Origin of the sequence: Acidovorax facilis (assembly GCF_023913775.1) — a bacterium.
In the GTDB taxonomy this organism is placed as follows: domain Bacteria; phylum Pseudomonadota; class Gammaproteobacteria; order Burkholderiales; family Burkholderiaceae_C; genus Acidovorax; species Acidovorax facilis.
The window spans coordinates 25,518-43,033 of record NZ_JAMXAX010000035.1 but is presented as its reverse complement, the minus strand read 5'-3'; the positions used below and the strand labels follow the sequence as shown (position 1 = coordinate 43,033).

General features: G+C 64.1%; 16 protein-coding genes. 12 read left to right on the top strand and 4 right to left on the bottom strand.

All coding sequences use genetic code 11. The features are described 5' to 3' along the window. Together NFX52_RS12425 and NFX52_RS12420 are read right to left on the bottom strand one after the other, a co-directional pair. The coding region (locus NFX52_RS12425; RefSeq protein WP_252635658.1) for a glycine-rich domain-containing protein at window positions 1-745 on the bottom strand (745 nt) is incomplete at its 3' end. 190 nt (window positions 746-935) lie between these two features. Further along, window positions 936-2,456: a helicase HerA-like C-terminal domain-containing protein gene (locus tag NFX52_RS12420; RefSeq protein ID WP_055395978.1), complete on the bottom strand. Its 1,521-nt coding sequence runs from the start codon at window positions 2,454-2,456 to the stop codon at window positions 936-938. Between the two features lie 158 nt (window positions 2,457-2,614). Here NFX52_RS12420 and NFX52_RS12415 point away from each other — a divergent pair, with 158 nt between their 5' ends. From NFX52_RS12415 to rng, 7 genes are all read left to right on the top strand, one after another. After that, entirely contained in the window at window positions 2,615-3,334 is a 720-nt protein-coding gene (locus tag NFX52_RS12415) for a YebC/PmpR family DNA-binding transcriptional regulator (protein ID WP_010458745.1), read from the top strand. Between the two features lie 114 nt (window positions 3,335-3,448). Further along, on the top strand, window positions 3,449-4,726 hold the full coding sequence (gene purD, locus NFX52_RS12410) for a phosphoribosylamine--glycine ligase (protein ID WP_055395980.1): 1,278 nt from the start codon (window positions 3,449-3,451) through the stop codon (window positions 4,724-4,726). A gap of 142 nt (window positions 4,727-4,868) precedes the next feature. After that, window positions 4,869-5,837 (top strand): oxygen-dependent coproporphyrinogen oxidase, encoded by a 969-nt coding sequence (gene hemF, locus NFX52_RS12405; RefSeq protein ID WP_055395981.1) that lies wholly within the window; start codon window positions 4,869-4,871, stop codon window positions 5,835-5,837. 194 nt (window positions 5,838-6,031) lie between these two features. Continuing rightward, entirely contained in the window at window positions 6,032-6,916 is an 885-nt protein-coding gene (rsfS, locus tag NFX52_RS12400) for a ribosome silencing factor (RefSeq protein ID WP_055395983.1), read from the top strand. 56 nt (window positions 6,917-6,972) lie between these two features. Further along, complete coding sequence (rlmH, locus tag NFX52_RS12395; protein ID WP_055395985.1) at window positions 6,973-7,440, top strand: 23S rRNA (pseudouridine(1915)-N(3))-methyltransferase RlmH; 468 nt, start codon at window positions 6,973-6,975, stop codon at window positions 7,438-7,440. A gap of 96 nt (window positions 7,441-7,536) precedes the next feature. Then, window positions 7,537-8,151: a Maf family protein gene (locus NFX52_RS12390; RefSeq protein WP_055395987.1), complete on the top strand. Its 615-nt coding sequence runs from the start codon at window positions 7,537-7,539 to the stop codon at window positions 8,149-8,151. A 30-nt stretch (window positions 8,152-8,181) separates the two neighbouring features. Continuing rightward, complete coding sequence (rng, locus tag NFX52_RS12385; RefSeq protein WP_055395989.1) at window positions 8,182-9,669, top strand: ribonuclease G; 1,488 nt, start codon at window positions 8,182-8,184, stop codon at window positions 9,667-9,669. A gap of 24 nt (window positions 9,670-9,693) precedes the next feature. On the opposite strand, the gene NFX52_RS12380 is transcribed toward rng, so the two are convergent. After that, the gene (locus tag NFX52_RS12380) at window positions 9,694-10,302 is read right to left on the bottom strand and encodes a glutathione S-transferase family protein (protein WP_055396101.1); all 609 of its coding nucleotides are present in this window, start codon (window positions 10,300-10,302) and stop codon (window positions 9,694-9,696) included. Between the two features lie 98 nt (window positions 10,303-10,400). Between NFX52_RS12380 and NFX52_RS12375 the strand changes: the two genes are divergently transcribed. Continuing rightward, the gene (locus NFX52_RS12375) at window positions 10,401-11,354 is read left to right on the top strand and encodes a helix-turn-helix transcriptional regulator (RefSeq protein WP_055395991.1); all 954 of its coding nucleotides are present in this window, start codon (window positions 10,401-10,403) and stop codon (window positions 11,352-11,354) included. A gap of 30 nt (window positions 11,355-11,384) precedes the next feature. On the opposite strand, the gene NFX52_RS12370 is transcribed toward NFX52_RS12375, so the two are convergent. After that, window positions 11,385-12,116 carry a TorF family putative porin gene (locus tag NFX52_RS12370; RefSeq protein ID WP_055395993.1) on the bottom strand — a complete coding sequence of 244 codons (732 nt, stop codon included), beginning with the start codon at window positions 12,114-12,116 and terminating at the stop codon, window positions 11,385-11,387. Between the two features lie 172 nt (window positions 12,117-12,288). Here NFX52_RS12370 and NFX52_RS12365 point away from each other — a divergent pair, with 172 nt between their 5' ends. The 4 genes from NFX52_RS12365 to kdpB all read left to right on the top strand — a co-directional run bounded on the left by NFX52_RS12365 (window position 12,289) and on the right by kdpB (window position 17,507). After that, window positions 12,289-13,263 (top strand): magnesium and cobalt transport protein CorA, encoded by a 975-nt coding sequence (locus NFX52_RS12365; RefSeq protein WP_055395995.1) that lies wholly within the window; start codon window positions 12,289-12,291, stop codon window positions 13,261-13,263. Window positions 13,264-13,492: 229 nt separating this feature from the next. Then, window positions 13,493-13,591 carry a potassium-transporting ATPase subunit F gene (locus NFX52_RS12360; protein WP_055395997.1) on the top strand — a complete coding sequence of 33 codons (99 nt, stop codon included), beginning with the start codon at window positions 13,493-13,495 and terminating at the stop codon, window positions 13,589-13,591. Between the two features lies 1 nt (window position 13,592). Next, window positions 13,593-15,398, top strand: a complete 1,806-nt coding sequence (kdpA, locus tag NFX52_RS12355; RefSeq protein WP_055395999.1) for a potassium-transporting ATPase subunit KdpA — start codon at window positions 13,593-13,595, stop codon at window positions 15,396-15,398. A gap of 9 nt (window positions 15,399-15,407) precedes the next feature. Beyond that, window positions 15,408-17,507, top strand: coding sequence for a potassium-transporting ATPase subunit KdpB (gene kdpB / locus NFX52_RS12350; RefSeq protein WP_055396001.1), 2,100 nt, complete (start codon window positions 15,408-15,410; stop codon window positions 17,505-17,507). The last annotated feature ends 9 nt before the right edge of the window (window positions 17,508-17,516 follow it).

Genomic DNA, 17,516 nt, shown 5'->3' with positions numbered 1-17,516 from the left:
CCGAGCTTTCGGCGCCGCCAAAGTCGCCCGAGCTGCCGCTGTAGCTGCCGTCCGAGAAGCTGGTGCCGCAGTAGCTGTTGCCCCCGCTGCCACCCGCGTCGCTTTTGCGGGCGATATCGGAGCAGTCGGGCACGTAGGAGAAGCCGCCTGCAATGGCGAACTTGGCATCCAGCGCAAACAGCAGGGGCAGGCGGCTGGGGGCCTTGGGGTCGATGGACTCCTCCTTGCATACCCAGTACCAACAGCGGCGCAGGCCATCGTTGTGGCGCGCCTTTTTACCCAGCGCCTCGGCGGGGGTGTGGTGCAAAAAGAAACCCAGGGCGTTGTCGCACCAGGCTTTGTAGGCCTGGGTGTGCAGGATGAACTCATGCCACAGCGCATCGACCGCCTTGGAGGGCATGGCCACAAACTGCTTGTTGCCGCGCAGGCAGGCCATGAAGAACTGGCGCAGGCCGCGTTCGACCAGCTCGCAGTCGCGGGTGCTCAGGTGGGGGTAGGTTTCGCGCAGCTTGCGCTGCAGAAAGCGGGGCAGGGGGGCCTCGCGGATATACCGCTGGCGGACAGCGTTGGTCCACTGGATCACCAGGGCGGTGATGATGACTGTGGCCAAAAAATACAGAATCCAGGGCCACCGCAGGCGCCAGGCGCCCGCGAAGATCCCGACGATGGCGGCCACCCACACGGAAATCGCCAGCAGCACGACCTTGCTTCCCCACCACAGCAGAACGTTTTCGATGCGTTTCATCGTCCCTCCTTTTTTGTTGTTGTGTGGCGATTTCACGGCTGTTTGGTGACTGATTGATGACACTTTTGGGTGGTGTCGCCAGATGGTCACGCGGGGGTTACCCGCAGCACCATCGCATGCCGAAGCTGCCGTGATGGGGCCGCGCTTGGAGGCGCTGAGCAGGGGGGCGGAATCTGTGCCCCCCCTGTGTTCAACGGCGCTTGCTGCCGCCGAAGATGCTGCCCAGCACCCCGCGCAGGATTTCCTTGCCAATGGTGGTGCCCATGGTGCGCACCGCTGACTTGGCCATGGTCTGGGCCAAGCCGTCGCGTTTGCCGCCGCGCGGGCCGGTGCTGCCAAACAGCACGTCGTTGAGCCCGCCCATCAGGCCGCCGCCGCTGTCTTCCGTGTTGGCGGGGGCACCTTTGCCATTGGCAGGTGCCTGCGCACTGGCTTCGGCGGCGCGGCCCTTGAGTTTTTCGTAGGCCGACTCGCGGTCCACCACCTTTTCGTACACGCCCGCCACCAGCGAGTTGGCCACCAGCACCTGGCGCTGCTGCGCTGTGATGGGGCCGAGCTGGCTGCCGGGCGGCAGCACGAACACCCGCTCGGTGACGCTCGGGCGGCCCTTGGCATCCAGGAAGCTCACCAGCGCCTCGCCAACGGCCAGTTCGGTGATGGCGGTCTCGATATCGAGGCCCGGCTTCTGCCGCATGGTGGTGGCCGTGGCTTTGACGGCCTTCTGATCGCGCGGGGTGAAGGCGCGCAGCGCGTGCTGCACGCGGTTGCCCAGCTGGGCCAGCACGCTGTCGGGGATGTCCAGAGGGTTCTGCGTGACGAAGTACACGCCCACGCCCTTGGAGCGCACTAGACGCACCACCAGCTCGATGCGCTCGATGAGCACCTTGGGCGCCTCGTTGAACAAGAGGTGGGCCTCGTCGAAGAAGAACACCAGCTTGGGTTGCTCGGGGTCGCCAATTTCGGGCAGCTGCTCGAACAGCTCGGATAGCATCCACAAGAGGAAGGTGGCGTACAGACGCGGCGAGTTCATGAGCTTGTCGGCCGCCAGGATGTTGACCACGCCATGGCCGTCCACGGTCTGCATGAAGTCCTGGATGTTGAGCATGGGCTCGCCAAAGAACTGCGTGCCGCCCTGCTGCTCGATCTGCAGCAGCCCGCGCTGAATGGCGCCCACGCTGGCGGCGCTCACGTTGCCGTATTCGGTCGTGAACTCCTTGGCGTTGTCGCCCACGTACTGCAGCATGGCGCGCAGGTCTTTGAGATCCAGCAGCAGCATGCCGTTGTCGTCGGCAATCTTGAACACCAGGTTGAGCACGCCCAGCTGGGTTTCGTTCAGGTTGAGCATGCGGCCCAGCAGCAGGGGGCCCATGTCGGAAATGGTGGCGCGCACCGGGTGGCCCTGCTCGCCAAACACGTCCCACAGCGTGGTGGGGCAGGCCAGGGGCGTGGGGCGGTCGAGCCCACGCTCCTTGAGTACGGCCGCCAGCTTGTCGCCAATCTTGCCGGGCTGGCTCGCGCCGGTCAGGTCGCCCTTCACATCGGCCATGAACACTGGCACGCCAATGCGCGAGAAATTTTCGGCCAGGGTCTGCAGGGTCACCGTCTTGCCGGTGCCGGTGGCGCCGGTGATGAGCCCGTGGCGGTTGGCCAGGCCGGGCAGCAGGTGGCATTCGGTGGTGTCGTGCTTGGCAATCAGGAGGGGTTCGGCCATGGCGGAGGTTCCGGGTGGAGGCAAAAGTAGGACTTGCGCAAACAAGGATGCACAAACCGCGTATCCACAGGGCAGGCTTCTTGCCTGATCCCGATTTGCGCAAGTCGTAAAAAGTAAAATCGCGGTCAGTAGATTAAATCAATACAAAAGGACTTCTCGTGGCAGGACACAGCAAATGGGCGAATATCCAGCACCGCAAAGGGCGGCAGGATGAAAAACGCGGCAAGATCTGGACCCGCATCATTCGTGAAATCACTGTGGCTGCCCGCTCGGGCGGCGGCGACCTGTCTGCCAACCCCCGCCTGCGCCTGGCGGTAGACAAGGCCAAGGCGGCCAACATGCCCGCCGACCGCATCAAGTACAACATCGACAAGGCCACGGGCAACGCCGAGGGATTGACCTACGAGGAAATCCGCTACGAGGGCTATGGCATTGGTGGCGCGGCCATCATGATCGACACCATGACCGACAACCGCGTGCGCACCGTGGCCGAGGTACGACACGCGTTCAGCAAACACGGTGGCAACATGGGCACCGAGGGCTCGGTGGTTTTCCAGTTCAAGCACTGCGGCCAACTGATTTTTGCCCCCGGCACCAGCGAAGACAAGGTGATGGAAGTGGCGCTGGAGGCGGGGGCCGAAGACGTGGTGACCGACGACGACGGCGCAGTGGAGGTGCTGACCGCCCCGGCCGACTTTGAAGCCGTGAAGAACGCCCTGGAAGCCGCAGGCCTGACGCCCGAAGTGGCGGGCGTGACCATGCGGCCTGAAAACACCATCGAACTGACGGGCGACGACGCGGCGCGCATGCAGCGGCTGCTGGATGTGCTGGAGGACCTGGACGATACCCAGGAGGTCTACCACAACGCTGCACTGTGACATTGCGCCTGTGGATCGCCGCTTTTTTCTTGCGCTGACTTGTTTTCCGACTGATATTTCCCCGAACCCCGCCAAGCAGCCCAGCGCTGCGAGCAGGGTTCACCAAAGGTTCCTATGAAAGTACTTGTGATTGGTGGCGGCGGCCGTGAACACGCGATGGCGTGGAAACTGAGCGAGTCCCCCAAGGTGACCAAGGTGTATGTGGCGCCTGGCAATGGCGGCACCGCGCTGAATTCCAAGCTCGAGAACGTGGCCATCACCGACGTGCGCGAACTGCGTGTGTGGGCGCAGGCCGAAAAGATCGCACTGACGGTGGTGGGCCCCGAGGCGCCACTGGCGGCGGGTGTGGTCGATGAGTTCCGTGCCAATGGCCTGCGCATCTTCGGCCCCACCAAGGCTGCTGCCCAGCTCGAAAGCTCCAAGGCCTTTTCCAAGGCCTTCATGCGCCGCCATGGCATCCCCACGGCCGACTACGACACCTTCACCGACCCCGCTGCGGCCCACGCGTTTGTGGATCGGCTGGGCGCGCCTATCGTCATCAAGGCCGATGGCCTGGCGGCAGGCAAGGGCGTGGTCGTGGCCATGACGCTGCAGGAGGCCCATGATGCCGTGGACTTCATGCTGGTGGACAACAAATACGGCGTGACGCACAACGAAGGTGGCGCGCGCGTGGTGATCGAGCAGTTCCTCGAAGGCGAAGAAGCCAGTTTCATCGTGCTGTGCGATGGCAAGAACGTGCTGGCCCTGGCCACCAGCCAGGACCACAAGCGCCTGAAGGACGGCGACGAAGGCCCCAACACCGGCGGTATGGGCGCGTATTCGCCCGCACCCGTGGTCACGGCCGATGTGCATGCCCGCGCCATGCGCGAGATCATCCTGCCCACCATCCGGGGCATGGAAAAGGACGGCATTCCCTACACCGGTTTTCTGTATGCCGGCCTGATGATCGACGCCAAGGGCCAGCCCAAGACGCTCGAATTCAACTGCCGCATGGGCGACCCCGAGACGCAGCCCATCCTCATGCGCCTGAAAAGCGACTTCAGCGACGTGATGGCCGCTGCCGCTGACGGCAAGCTCGACCAGATGGAACTGCAATGGGACCGCCGCACCGCACTGGGCGTGGTCATGGCCGCCCACGGCTACCCGGAGAACCCGCGCAAGGGCGACCCCATCACCGGCCTGCCAGCCGAGGCGGACGATGCCGTGGTGTTCCACGCGGGCACGCAGCTCAAAGATGGCGTGGTCAGCGTGACGGGCGGCCGCGTGTTGTGCGTGACGGTGCTGGCCGACAGCGTCAAGCAGGCGCAGCAGCGTGCCTATGACGTGGCGCGCGGCATTCAGTTCGATGGCGCCCAGTACCGCCGGGACATTGGCTTCCGCGCGGTGAAATAGCTCCCCCTGAGTCGCCTGCGGCGCCTTCCCCCACAGGGGGACAACGCCCTCGCTGCGGTGCGGCACTTGCTTGGCGTCCCTGGCCTGGGCCGCGCCAGTTTTTACCGGCAGCGCATGGCGCCGATGGCAATGGATAACTGAAATGCAACAACCTGGATTGAATCCGGCCACTACCGTGGCGACCGTACGCAGCTATTTGCAGGGTCTGCAGACGCGTATCACCGATGCGCTTGAAGCGGTGGAAGGCGAGGGCGGTGCCCGCTTTCTGGCTGATGCGTGGAGCAAACCCCCCGGCGAGCCGCTGCAGGGAGACGGTATCACCAAGATAATGGAAGGTGGCCGGGTGTTCGAGCGCGCAGGCTGCGGCTTCAGCCATGTGCGCGGCCCCCAGCTGCCACCCTCGGCCACGCAGCACCGGCCCGAGCTGGCGGGCGCACCCTTCGAGGCCATGGGCGTGTCGCTGGTGTTCCACCCGCGCAATCCCTACGTGCCGACGGTGCACATGAACGTGCGCATGATCGCGGCTGGCCACCCTGGGCAAGCGCCGACCTGCTGGTTTGGCGGTGGCATGGACCTCACGCCGTACTACGGCTTTGAGGAAGATGCGGTGCACTTTCACCGCACCTGCCGTGATGCCTTGGCACCCTTTGGCGACGACAAGTACCCGCGCTTCAAGCAATGGTGCGATGAGTACTTCTACCTGAAACACCGCAGCGAGCAGCGTGGCGTGGGTGGCGTGTTCTATGACGACTTCTCGGAGCTGGGCTTTGAACAGAGCCTGGCCATGACGCAGTCGGTGGGCGATGCCTTCCTCAAGGCCTATCTGCCCATTGTCGAAAAGCGCCAGAACCTGCCGTTTGCTGAGCGCGAACGCGACTTTCAGCTCTACCGCCGGGGCCGCTACGTAGAGTTCAACCTGGTGTGGGACCGGGGCACGCACTTTGGTCTGCAGTCGGGTGGGCGCACAGAGTCCATTTTGCTGTCCATGCCGCCGCTGGTGTCGTGGTCTTACCAGCGTTCTGATGCGGCCGATTCCGCCGAAGCTGACCTCACGCAGCGCTTTCTGGTGCGGCGCGACTGGCTGGCTGGCGAGTCTGCTGCAGCGGTTTGAAAGCCTTGAAAAGCGCAAAAGCTATAATTTCAATAGCTGCCCGCGCTTTTCACACCAGCGCAAGAGGCCAAAAACACCTCAAACTGACGCAGCGCCAACGCGCAACAGCTGCGCAACACCCAAGGCGCAGCCCCACTGGTTGCGCGCTGCGTTGCACGCTATATTGATTCCATTTCCTCTCTAATCACCGCCTGATGACCACCTCCACCAAATCGGAAACCGCCGCCAAAAAAGACGTTACCAAACTCCAGCGCGCCATCGTTGATGGACTGGAGGACGTCAAGGCGCAAGACATCCAGGTCTTCAACACCGAGCATCTCTCGCCGCTGTTTGAACGGGTGATCGTGGCATCGGGCACCTCCAACCGCCAGACCAAGGCCCTGGCCGCCAGCGTGCGCGACGCGGTGAAAGAAGCGGGCTTTACCAAGCCGCGCATCGAAGGCGAAGACAATGGCGAATGGATCATCGTGGACTGCGGCGCCGCCGTGGCGCACATCATGCAGCCCGCTATTCGCCAGTACTACCGCCTGGAAGAGCTGTGGGGCGATACGCCCGTGCGCCTGAAGCTGGGCGCCGCCAAGCCTGTTTCCAGCGCCGCCACCGAACTGGCCGAAAAGAAGTCGGCCCAGAAGGCTGCCAAGTCCGACGCCAAGGCTGCAGGCAAGGCGCCTGCCAAAAAGGCAACCGCACCAGCCGTGCCGGCCCGGTCGGGCAAAGCTACGGTCAAGGCCGTGGCCAAAACAGCTGCCAAGTCCGCTGCCGCACCTGCTAAATCTGCTGCCAAACCTGCAGCCAAGACAACCGCAAAAGCACCTGCCAAAGCCATCGCCAAGGCCCCAGCCAAGACCCCCGCAAAAAGCAGCAGTGCCAAGGCCGCACCGGCCAAGGCGCCCGCAAAGCCAGCCACTGCCGCCAAGAAGCCCGCAGCTTCCAAGGCACCGATCAAGACTGTGGTCGTCAAGCCATCGGCCTCCCGCAGCAAAGCCGCTGCCACCGCCAAGACCGGGGCCAAGCCCACCGCAGCACGCGGCGGAGCAGCCGCCAAGCCCGCCGCCAAGAGGGCACCGGGCCGCAAGTGATTGCAGCCTCGGCCCATCGAAGACCACCTGTACCCGCGCACCGCGCCTGAGTTGCCATGAAGCTGCTGATCGTGGCCGTGGGCCAGCGCGTGCCCGACTGGGCGCAGACGGCGTACGACGACTACGCCAAGCGTTTTCCGCCGGAGCTCAAGGTCGAACTCAAAGCCGTCAAGACCGAACCGCGCGGCTCCAAGACGCTGGAGACGCTGTTTGCTGCAGAGCGCGAGCGCATCGAAGCGGCCATTCCCCGTGGCACACGCGTGGTGGCGCTGGACGAACGCGGCACCAACCTCACCACCAAGGCCCTGGCCGAGCGCCTGAAGGGCTGGCAGCTGGGCGGTGACGACGTGGCGCTGGTCATCGGTGGCCCGGATGGGCTTGACCCGGCCTTTCGCCAGGGCGCGCACGAGCGCATTCGCCTGTCTGACCTGACCTTGCCGCACGCCATGGTGCGGGTGCTGCTCATCGAGCAGCTGTACCGCGCCTGGTCGGTGAACGCCGGGCACCCATACCACCGCGAATGAGGCCTGGATCGGGGTGTGGGTGGAATACTATATTTTTTATAGCTGCTAGCGCTTGATGGTTAAGCGCTAGAGCCGATTTTTAATCAAAATCTGTTCATGCCTGACTTCATCTACCTTGCCTCCCAAAGCCCGCGCCGTCGCCAGTTGCTGGAACAACTGGGAGTGCGCCACGAACTGCTGCTGCCCAATGTGGAGGGTGACGAGTCCGAGGACGCCGAAGCCATCGAGGTGGTGCTGCCCGGCGAAGCGCCTACGGCCTATGTGGAGCGCGTGACGGGCCTCAAGCTCGACGCTGCCGTGGCCCGGCGCGCCCGCCGTGGTTTGCCCGATGCGCCCATCCTGTGCTCTGACACCACCGTGGCCCTCGGCCGCACCATCTACGGCAAGCCCGACGACGCGCTCCATGCCGCGCGCATGCTGGCCGAGCTGGCGGGCCACGAGCACCGCGTGCTCACCGCCGTGGCGCTGCAGGTGGGCCCCAAGCGCCTGAGCGCGCTGTCCATATCCCGAGTGACTTTTGCAGCCATGACCACTGCGCAGATTGATGCCTACGTGGCCACGGGGGAGCCACTGGGCAAGGCCGGGGCTTACGGTATTCAGGGCCGGGCTGCTGCATATGTGGAGCACCTGGCTGGCAGCTATTCGGGCATCATGGGGCTGCCGATGTACGAGACGGCACAGCTGCTGCGCGCGGCAGGTTTCGCCATCTAGGCGACAGCAACAACAGACAACAACAACGCCATGCAACAAGACATCCTGATCAACTGGTCGCCCCAGGAAACCCGTGTGGCCGTGGTGGAGCACGGCGCCGTGCAGGAGTTGCACATCGAGCGCATGCTGGAGCGCGGCCTGGTGGGCAATGTCTACCTGGGCAAGGTGTCGCGCGTGCTGCCGGGCATGCAGTCGGCCTTCATCGACATCGGCCTGGAGCGTGCGGCCTTCTTGCATGTGGCCGATGTGTGGCAACGCCAGCCCGATGGCGAGCCGCCCGCATTCGCCCGCAAGAACGAGCCGCAGGTGCCGATTGAAAAGCAGGTGTTCGAGGGGCAGGCGCTGATGGTGCAGGTCATCAAGGACCCAATTGGCACCAAAGGCGCACGACTGTCCACGCAGATCAGTGTGGCCGGGCGCCTGCTGGTGTTTCTGCCGCAGGATGACCATGTGGGCGTGTCGCAGAAGATTCCGCCTGCCGAGCGCGATGCGCTGCGCGCGCGGCTGCAGGCGCTGGTGGGCGATAAATCCATGGGCGGTGGCGGCGGCTTCATCCTGCGCACCAACGGCGAAGATTCCACCGATGCGGAGCTGGCCGAAGACATCGCCTACCTGCGCAAGACCTGGGCGCGCATCAAGGAGGCATCGCTCAAGCTGCCTGCCATGTCGCTGCTCCATCAGGATTTGGACCTGTTGCAGCGCGTGCTGCGCGATCTGGTGGGTGACCATACGCAGACCATCCGGCTCGACTCGATGGAGCAATTCCAGCGCCTGCGTGCGTTTGGGCAGGAGTTCATGCCAGCGGCGGCCGGCAAGCTACAGCACTACAAGGGCGAACGCCCGATTTTTGACCTGTACTCCATCGACGAAGAGGTGGCCAAGGCCCTGGGGCGCCGCGTCGATTTGAAGTCTGGCGGCTACCTCATCGTGGACCAGACCGAGGCGCTCACCACCATCGATGTGAACACCGGTGGCTACGTGGGGGCACGCAACTTCGACGACACCATCTTCAAGACCAACCTGGAGGCCGCCCAGGCCATTGCCCGCCAGCTGCGCCTGCGCAACCTGGGCGGCATCATCATCGTGGACTTCATCGACATGGTGCGGGACGACCACCAGCAGGCTGTGCTGGCGGAGTTCAAAAAACAGCTCGCCCGCGACCGCGTGAAGACCATGGCGGGCGGCTTCTCGCAGCTGGGTTTGGTGGAGATGACGCGCAAGCGCACGCGCGAATCGTTGGCCCACATGCTGTGCGAGCCCTGCGAGGCCTGCCAGGGCAAGGGCAGCGTCAAGACCGCGCGCAGCGTGTGCTACGACATCCTGCGCGAGATCCTGCGCGAAGCCCGCCAGTTCAACCCGCGCGAGTTCCGCGTGGTGGCCTCACCCCGCGTGGTGGAGTTGTTCCTGGACGAGGAAAGCCAGCACCTGGCCGGTCTCTCGGATTTCATCAAGAAGCCGATCTCGCTGCAATCCGAGAGCGCGATGGGGCAGGAGCAGTACGACATCGTGCTGCTGTAGCGCCCATCGTTCTGCGCGCCGTCTTCAAGCGTCGATCTGCATCGCCGGGCGTGCCTGCACCCGCGCCAGCCAGGCCTGTACATGCGGGTGCGCGTTGACGGGCGCACCCAGGTAGACGCTGTAGCCCAGCACCGAGCCCACCACCAAGTCCACGAGCGAATAGTCGGCGCCCAGCATCCAGGGCTGTTGGGCCAGCCGCGCGTCCAGCACTGCCAGCAACTCGCTCAGTTGACGCAGGAGGGCTTCTGCTTGGGCGGCGTTGCGCCAAACCTCTTCGCCTTGGGTTGCCACATGCAGGCGTCCCACGAGCGCACCATAGGTCACATACGACCAAGTGCACCACGACAGGGCCTGCAACGCCTCGGGTGTGCCGCCTGCGGGCCACAGGCCACGCTCCACGCCAAAGCGGTGGCCCAGCCACAGGTGGATGGCCAGGGCCTCGAACATCGGGGCACCGTCTACGGTCATCGTGGGCACCTTGCCGTTGGGGTTCAGGGCCAGGTACTCGGGGCGACGCTGTTCGCCGGTGCGGATGTCGATCTTCACGCGCTCATGCGGCACGCCCAGTTCGGCGAGGGCGCAGGCGATGGGGGTGGCGCTGGACATGGGATGCCAGTAGAGGACGATGGACATGGAGAACTCCTTGATGGTGGTGGAAGAAAGAAAAGGTGTTGCCACTGTAAGAACCATTGCGGACAATTTCAGTCCTCAATAAAAAGTACAGTGGCGCCATGCTCAGTTCATCGATCCGCCTGCTGCGCCTGCTCTCGCTGCTGCAAACGCGCAGCCACTGGATGGGCCCCGAACTGGCCGAGCGCCTGGAAGTGCATCCGCGCACGCTGCGGCGCGACGTCGACCGCCTGCGCCAGCTGGGCTACCCCGTGCATGCCAGCAGCGGCGTGGCAGGGGGTTACGCCTTTCGCGCAGGGCAGGCGCTGCCGCCGCTGCTGCTGGATGATGAAGAGGCCCTGGCCGTGTCGATTGCGCTGCGCACCGCCACAGCCGGTGCGGTGGGGGGCATTGAAGAGCCCGCGCTCAGGGCGCTGGTCAAGCTGGAGCAGGCCATGCCGGCGCGCCTGCGCAAGCGCGTGGACGCGTTGCGTTCGGCCATCCTGCCGCTGGACCGCACGGGGCCGGTGGTCGAGGTGTCGTTGTTGGGCACGCTCGCATCGGCCTGCCGCGACCAGCTGCGCATTGAATTCCATTGCGAAGACGGCCAGGGCCGCAGCGCGCAGCGCTCCGTGGAACCGCAGGGCGTGGTGCACACGGGCCAGCGCTGGTACCTGGTGGCGTGGGACAGGGTGCGCAACGACTGGCGCACCTTCCGCATCGACCGCATCGTGGGCGAGCCGCAGGTGGGCGCACATTTCGCGCCCCGGACGTCGCCCGATAGGGGGGATCTGAAGGGCTACGTGTCGCGCTCCATCTCTGCGCCGCACCATGCCGAACAGGCGCGGGTGGTGCTGCACGCGCCCTACGCTGTCATGTCGCGCCGCATCCCGCAGTCTGCTGGTGTGGTGTCCAGCCTGGACCAGGGGCAACGCTGCCAGCTGGAGTGCGCAGGCAACGATTCGCTGGTGTACTGGCTGATGGCGCTGGACGTCGAGTTCGAGGTGCTGGCACCCGCGTCGCTCACAGAGCGGCTGCGGGTGGCGGGGGAACGGGCGCTGCGCTGCGTGCTGTGAAGGCCCGTTGCCTGTCTGTGGAGGACGGGGTTACAGGGTTTTGGTCAGTGTGACGATCACGCGCGACTTGTTGACATGGCCGAAGAAGGCCTTCTTGTTGGCGCCGACCACGGCCGCACCCAGCGACAGGCCACCGCCGAAGTCATACGTGCCACCCAAGCTGTAGTCCATGTAGTTGGGCACACCGGTGTCCTTGATGTCGCTGGCAAAACGCGTGAAGCCCACCGAGGCCTTCACCGTCACGCTGGGGGCCACTTCCTGCGCAAACGCGAAGTTCAGGTAGCCGGTGTTGCGGCCCTTCAGGCCCGAGCCAGCCTTGGCGCCGGCAAAGCCGAAGTAGTCCTTGGAGAGGGTGTGCGAATACTTGGCAGTGAAGGGGCCCATGGTGGCCGCGCCATACAGCTCGGTGGTGTTACCGTTGCTGTTGCCGGGGTAGATGTAGGTCAGGGCGCCCACGTCCAGGTCGGCGCCGCCAGCCTTGAACTTGTAGCCGCCATACAGGTCGGATTCGAGCGAGTTGTTGGCAAGCCAGTCCACGCTGGAGTTCCAGTTGCCAACGTACCAGCCGGTGTCGCCGAAGGCGTAGTCAAAACCGCCTTGCAGTGCAGGCTTGACGGCCTTGGCCTTGGTGGCGTCCTGGTCCTGGCCACGGAACTTGTAGTTGGTGATCAGGCTGACGTTGCCGGTGAGCTGGGCACTGGCCAGCATGGGAAGAGCTGCCAGCAGGGCGACGGCGAGTACTTTGGAAGAGGCGGGATTCATGGCAACAATTTTTGAGAAAAAGACAAGAGCGCAAGCGTAGAAAAGCCTGCGTATAAAGTTCGCAAAAATTGCAGCCCACGCCGTAAATGTTGCGCAAGCCCGTGGATCTGGGGCGTTGTGGCAATGGCAAGATTGCTTGCATCTTCCATTCTGTGTTGCAAGGGGTGCTGCGGTGTTGATCAATTGTGTTGTGTACGAGGATGGCACCAAGCTGGCCGACATCGCCGTCAGCGAGATCAGCGAGCACGTTTCGCTGCCAGGGTGTTTCGTGTGGGTGGCTTTGCAGGATGCAACCCCACAGGAACTGGATGAGCTGCAGGCCGAGTTCGGCCTGCACCCACTGGCGGTAGAAGACACCCGGCATGGCCACCAGCGGCCCAAGGTCGAGGAGTACGCGTCCTCCCTCTTCGTGGTGCTGCATTTGCTCGAATCCAGCGGTGCTGCCGACCCGGTGTCACGGCTTGGCGAACTCAATGTTTTTGTTGGCAAGAACTACGTGGTGTCGGTGCGCAACCGCAGTCAACGTGGCTTTGTGGATGTGCGTGCGCGCTGCGAGCAGGAACCCGAGCTGCTGCGCAATGGGCCGGGCTTCGTGTTGTACGCACTCATGGATGCGGTGGTGGACCGCTATTTCCCGGTCATCGATGCGCTGGAGGTGGAGCTGGAAACCATCGAACAGCAGATCTTTACGCAGGGCGCTGCCCGAGCCAGCATCCGGCGGTTGTACGAACTCAAACAGCGCCTCACAGTGCTCAAGCATGCGGTGGCCCCGTTGCTGGAAGGGGCGGCCAAGCTGCATGGCGGGCGTGTTCCGCAGATCTGCATGGGCTCGCAGGAGTACTTTCGTGACGTGGTGGACCACCTGAGCCGGATCAATACCTCGATTGATTCCATTCGCGACACGATCGGCACCGCCATCCACGTCAACCTCTCCATGGTCACCATCGAGGATGGGGAGGTCGTCAAGCGCCTGGCCGCTTGGGCCAGCCTGTTTGCCGTGTGCACGGCGTTTGCGGGCATCTGGGGCATGAACTTTGACAGCATGCCCGAGCTGAAATGGCGCTATGGCTACGCGGCTGCGCTCGCGCTCATCGCAAGCACCTGTGGCTATCTGTACTACCGTTTTCGCAAGGCGGGTTGGTTGTAGACCCGTCTGCGATCTGCTGACCGGGCAGGCATTTTTACGCCATTTTTACGGCGCCCTCCACAACCTGTGCACACTTTTTACGGCCACCTTCTGAGAATCAAACATACGTTTTGATGCAGGAGTTGTCGATGGACGTGTTATGGATTGCCGCGCTGGCGGCGTTGTGGGTGGTCATGGCTGAGGCCGTGGTTTTGCTGGGCAAGTTCGGCCCGGCCAAGGGGGAGCGTTCATGATCGGCATGGAAATGCTCTATGGCTTTGGCGCCATCGTGGCCTTGGTGCTGCTGGCCTACCTGATATTTGCGCTGATCTGCGCGGAGGAGTTCTGAGATGGATACCTCTGCCTGGAGCCTGCTGGGGCTCTTCCTGATCGTGCTGGGCGTGCTGGCGTGGCCGCTTGGCAAATGGCTGGCCGCAGTCTGTGATGGCCGCCTGCCAAGGTGGATGCATGCCATCGAAAAACCTTTGTACAAGCTGGCCGGGGTCGCGCCGGATCAGATGATGCACTGGCGCAGCTATGCGCTGGCGCTGCTGGCTTTCAATGCCATCGGCGCTTTTGCGGTGTATGGCCTGCAGCGTTTGCAGCACCTGCTGCCGCTCAATCCGCAGGGCATGGCCGCAGTGTCGGGCGATTCTTCGTTCAACACCGCCATCAGCTTTGTCTCCAACACCAACTGGCAGGGCTATGGGGGCGAGTCCACCATGAGCTACCTCACGCAGATGCTGGGCCTGTCGGTGCAGAACTTCTTCTCGGCGGCCACCGGCATCGCCGTGGCGTTTGCGCTGGCGCGCGGCTTTGCAGCGCGCAGCACCGATGGCCAAGGCTTTGTGGGCAACTTCTGGGCCGATGTCACGCGCATCACGGCATGGGTGCTGATGCCCATCGCGTTTGTGATTTCCATCGTGCTGGTCGGGCAGGGCGTGATCCAGAACTTTGACGCCTACAAGGATGTGGCGACGCTGGAGCCAACGGCCTATGAAGTGCCCAAGCTCGACCCATCAGGCCAGCCAGTGGTGGGCAGCGATGGCGCGCCGGTGATGGACGCCAAGACAAGCAACACCCAGACCCTGGCCATGGGCCCGGTGGCATCGCAGGAAGCCATCAAGATGCTGGGCACCAACGGCGGTGGCTTTTTCAACGCCAACTCCGCCCATCCCTATGAGAACCCGACGGCCCTGACCAACTTCGTGCAGATGCTGGCGATTTTCCTGATTCCCGCCGCGCTGTGTTTTGCGTTTGGCCGGGTCGTAGGCGACCAGCGCCAGGGCTTTGCGATCCTGGCGGCCATGACGGTGATGTTTGTGGTGGCTGTGATCGCTGTGGTTTCCGCCGAGAAAGTTGGCAATCCGCAATGGGTGGGGCTGGGCGTGGAGCAAACCGCCAGTGCCCTGCAAGCGGGGGGCAACATGGAAGGTAAGGAGGTACGGTTCGGCATCAATGCGTCGGCACTGTTCGCTGCCGTGACCACTGCCGCCTCATGCGGTGCCGTGAACTCCATGCACGACTCCTTCACGCCCCTGGGCGGCATGGTGCCGCTGGTGCTGATGCAGCTGGGTGAGGTGGTGTTTGGTGGCGTTGGTACAGGCCTCTACGGCATGCTGGTGTTTGCCATCCTCGCAGTCTTCATGGCGGGCCTCATGATTGGCCGCACACCGGAGTACCTGGGCAAGAAGATCGAGGTGCGTGAGATGAAGCTCACCTCGGCGGCCATCCTGGTCACGCCCATTCTGGTGCTGGTGGGCACGGCGATTGCCGTGGCCACGGACGCGGGCAGGGCGGGCATCGCCAACCCGGGCGCGCATGGGTTCTCTGAAATTCTGTATGCGCTGACGTCTGCCGCCAACAACAACGGCAGCGCCTTTGCGGGCCTGTCGGCCAACACGCCGTTCTACAACGTGCTGCTGGGGCTGGCGATGTGGCTGGGCCGTTTCGGCGTGATCGTGCCGGTGCTGGCCATTGCGGGTTCGCTGGCGGCCAAGAAGCGCTTGCCTGTCACGGCGGGCACCATGCCCACACACGGTCCCTTGTTTGTCACGCTGCTGATCGGCACCGTGCTGCTGGTGGGTCTTCTCAATTACGTGCCCTCCCTGGCCCTGGGTCCGATGGTGGAGCACCTGATGCTCCGGGTTCAGTGAGGTATGGCAATGACCAAGAAAAAAACTTCTTCCGTTTCGCTGCTGGATGCAGCGTTGATCAAGACCGCGCTCTGGGGCGCGCTGGCCAAGCTCAGTCCGTTGGTGCAGTGGCGCAACCCGGTAATGTTCATCGTGTACATCGGCAGCATCTTCACCACGCTGCTGTGGCTGCATGCACTCAATGCGCCTGAGGATGCGAGCATGCGTCCAGCGTTTGTGCTGGCTATCACGGTCTGGCTGTGGTTCACCGTGCTGTTTGCCAATTTTGCCGAAGCGCTGGCGGAAGGGCGCAGCAAGGCGCAAGCCGCCTCGCTGCGCGGGCTGCGCAAGGAAACCTGGGCCAAGAAGCTCAAGGAGCCTGTGCACGGTGCTGCGTTTTTGCCCGAGCTGGCCACCAACCTGCGCCGGGGCGACGTGGTGCTGGTGGAGGCTGGCGATGTGATCCCGCTGGACGGCGAGGTGATCGAGGGCGTGGCCTCGGTGGACGAGAGCGCCATCACCGGCGAATCGGCCCCCGTGGTGCGTGAGTCCGGTGGCGATTTTTCTGCCGTGACCGGCGGCACCCGGGTGTTGTCCGACTGGCTGGTGGTGCGCGTGGCGGTGAACCCGGGCGAGTCGTTCCTCGACCGGATGATCGGCATGGTGGAAGCCGCCAATCGCCAGAAGACGCCCAACGAGATCGCGCTGACCATTTTGCTCGTGGCGCTGACCATCGTGTTCCTGGTCGTTACCGTGACCCTGCTGCCGTTTTCGATCTTCAGCGTGCAGGCGTCGGGCGCGGGCACCGTGGTCTCGCTGACCGCGCTGGTGGCCCTGCTGGTGTGCCTGATCCCCACCACCATTGGCGGTCTGCTTTCTGCCGTGGGGGTGGCTGGCATGAGCCGCATGATGCAGGCCAATGTGATCGCCACCTCGGGCCGGGCCGTGGAGGCCGCAGGCGACGTGGACGTGCTGTTGCTGGACAAGACCGGCACCATCACCCATGGCAACCGCCAGGCCAGCGCATTTTTGCCTGCACCGGGTGTATCCAAAGAGCGCCTTGCGCGCGCCGCCTTGCTGGCGTCGCTGGCAGATGAAACACCGGAAGGCCGCAGCATTGTGGAGCTGGCCCGCCGCGCCGGCGTGGATGGCCAGAACCCGCAGGGCGTCAAGCTGGTGCCCTTCACAGCCCAGACCCGCATGAGCGGCGTGGACCTGCCCGCAGGCGAGGGGCAGCCGGAATCTGCGGGCACCATGCTGCGCAAGGGCGCCGTGCTGGCACTGGCCAAGCATGTGGAAGCCCTGGGCGGCAAGATGCCTCAGGATGTCATGAGCGCGGCCGACCAGGTGGCCCTCCGCGGCAGCACGCCCCTGGCGGTGGCCGAGGGCAGCCATGTGCTGGGCATTGTTGAACTCAAGGACATCGTCAAGGCGGGCATCAAGGAGCGCTTCATCGAGCTGCGCCGCATGGGCATCAAGACCGTGATGATCACCGGCGACAACAAGCTCACGGCGGCAGCCATCGCGGCCGAGGCGGGGGTGGACGACTTCCTGGCCGAAGCCACGCCCGAAGACAAGCTGGAGCTGATCCGCAAGTACCAGGCCGAAGGCCGCCTGGTGGCCATGACCGGCGACGGCACCAACGACGCCCCCGCGCTGGCCCAGGCCGACGTGGCTGTGGCCATGGGCAGTGGCACGCAGGCCGCCAAGGAAGCCGGCAACATGGTGGATCTGGACTCCAACCCGACGAAGCTGCTGGAAGTGGTGGAGACCGGCAAGGCGCTTTTGATGACACGCGGCTCGCTGACCACCTTCTCCATCGCGAACGATGTGGCGAAATACTTCGCCATCGTGCCAGCCATCTTCGTGTCCACCTACCCGCAGCTGTCCGCGCTCAACGTCATGCAGCTGGCAAGCCCTTCGTCCGCCATCCTGTCGGCCGTGATCTTCAATGCGCTGGTCATCGTGTTCCTGATTCCCCTGGCCTTGCGCGGCGTGCGCTACCGCCCGGTGGGTGCGGCTGCGCTGCTGCGTCGCAACCTGGCCATCTATGGGCTGGGCGGGCTGCTGGTGCCGTTTGTGGGCATCAAGCTGATTGACTGGATACTTGTGGCCGTCGGGCTGATCTGAGGAGATTCT

Excerpts from the sequence above, each read along its gene's own strand:
- NFX52_RS12420 (WP_055395978.1), bottom strand. The coding sequence starts at position 2,456 with ATGGCCGAACCCCTCCTGATTGCCAAGCACGACACCACCGAATGCCAC.
- purD (WP_055395980.1), top strand. The coding sequence starts at position 3,449 with ATGAAAGTACTTGTGATTGGTGGCGGCGGCCGTGAACACGCGATGGCG.
- hemF (WP_055395981.1), top strand. The coding sequence starts at position 4,869 with ATGCAACAACCTGGATTGAATCCGGCCACTACCGTGGCGACCGTACGC.
- rsfS (WP_055395983.1), top strand. The coding sequence starts at position 6,032 with ATGACCACCTCCACCAAATCGGAAACCGCCGCCAAAAAAGACGTTACC.
- rlmH (WP_055395985.1), top strand. The coding sequence starts at position 6,973 with ATGAAGCTGCTGATCGTGGCCGTGGGCCAGCGCGTGCCCGACTGGGCG.
- NFX52_RS12390 (WP_055395987.1), top strand. The coding sequence starts at position 7,537 with ATGCCTGACTTCATCTACCTTGCCTCCCAAAGCCCGCGCCGTCGCCAG.
- rng (WP_055395989.1), top strand. The coding sequence starts at position 8,182 with ATGCAACAAGACATCCTGATCAACTGGTCGCCCCAGGAAACCCGTGTG.
- NFX52_RS12380 (WP_055396101.1), bottom strand. The coding sequence starts at position 10,302 with ATGTCCATCGTCCTCTACTGGCATCCCATGTCCAGCGCCACCCCCATC.
- NFX52_RS12375 (WP_055395991.1), top strand. The coding sequence starts at position 10,401 with ATGCTCAGTTCATCGATCCGCCTGCTGCGCCTGCTCTCGCTGCTGCAA.
- NFX52_RS12370 (WP_055395993.1), bottom strand. The coding sequence starts at position 12,116 with ATGAATCCCGCCTCTTCCAAAGTACTCGCCGTCGCCCTGCTGGCAGCT.
- NFX52_RS12360 (WP_055395997.1), top strand. The coding sequence starts at position 13,493 with ATGATCGGCATGGAAATGCTCTATGGCTTTGGCGCCATCGTGGCCTTG.
- kdpA (WP_055395999.1), top strand. The coding sequence starts at position 13,593 with ATGGATACCTCTGCCTGGAGCCTGCTGGGGCTCTTCCTGATCGTGCTG.
- kdpB (WP_055396001.1), top strand. The coding sequence starts at position 15,408 with ATGACCAAGAAAAAAACTTCTTCCGTTTCGCTGCTGGATGCAGCGTTG.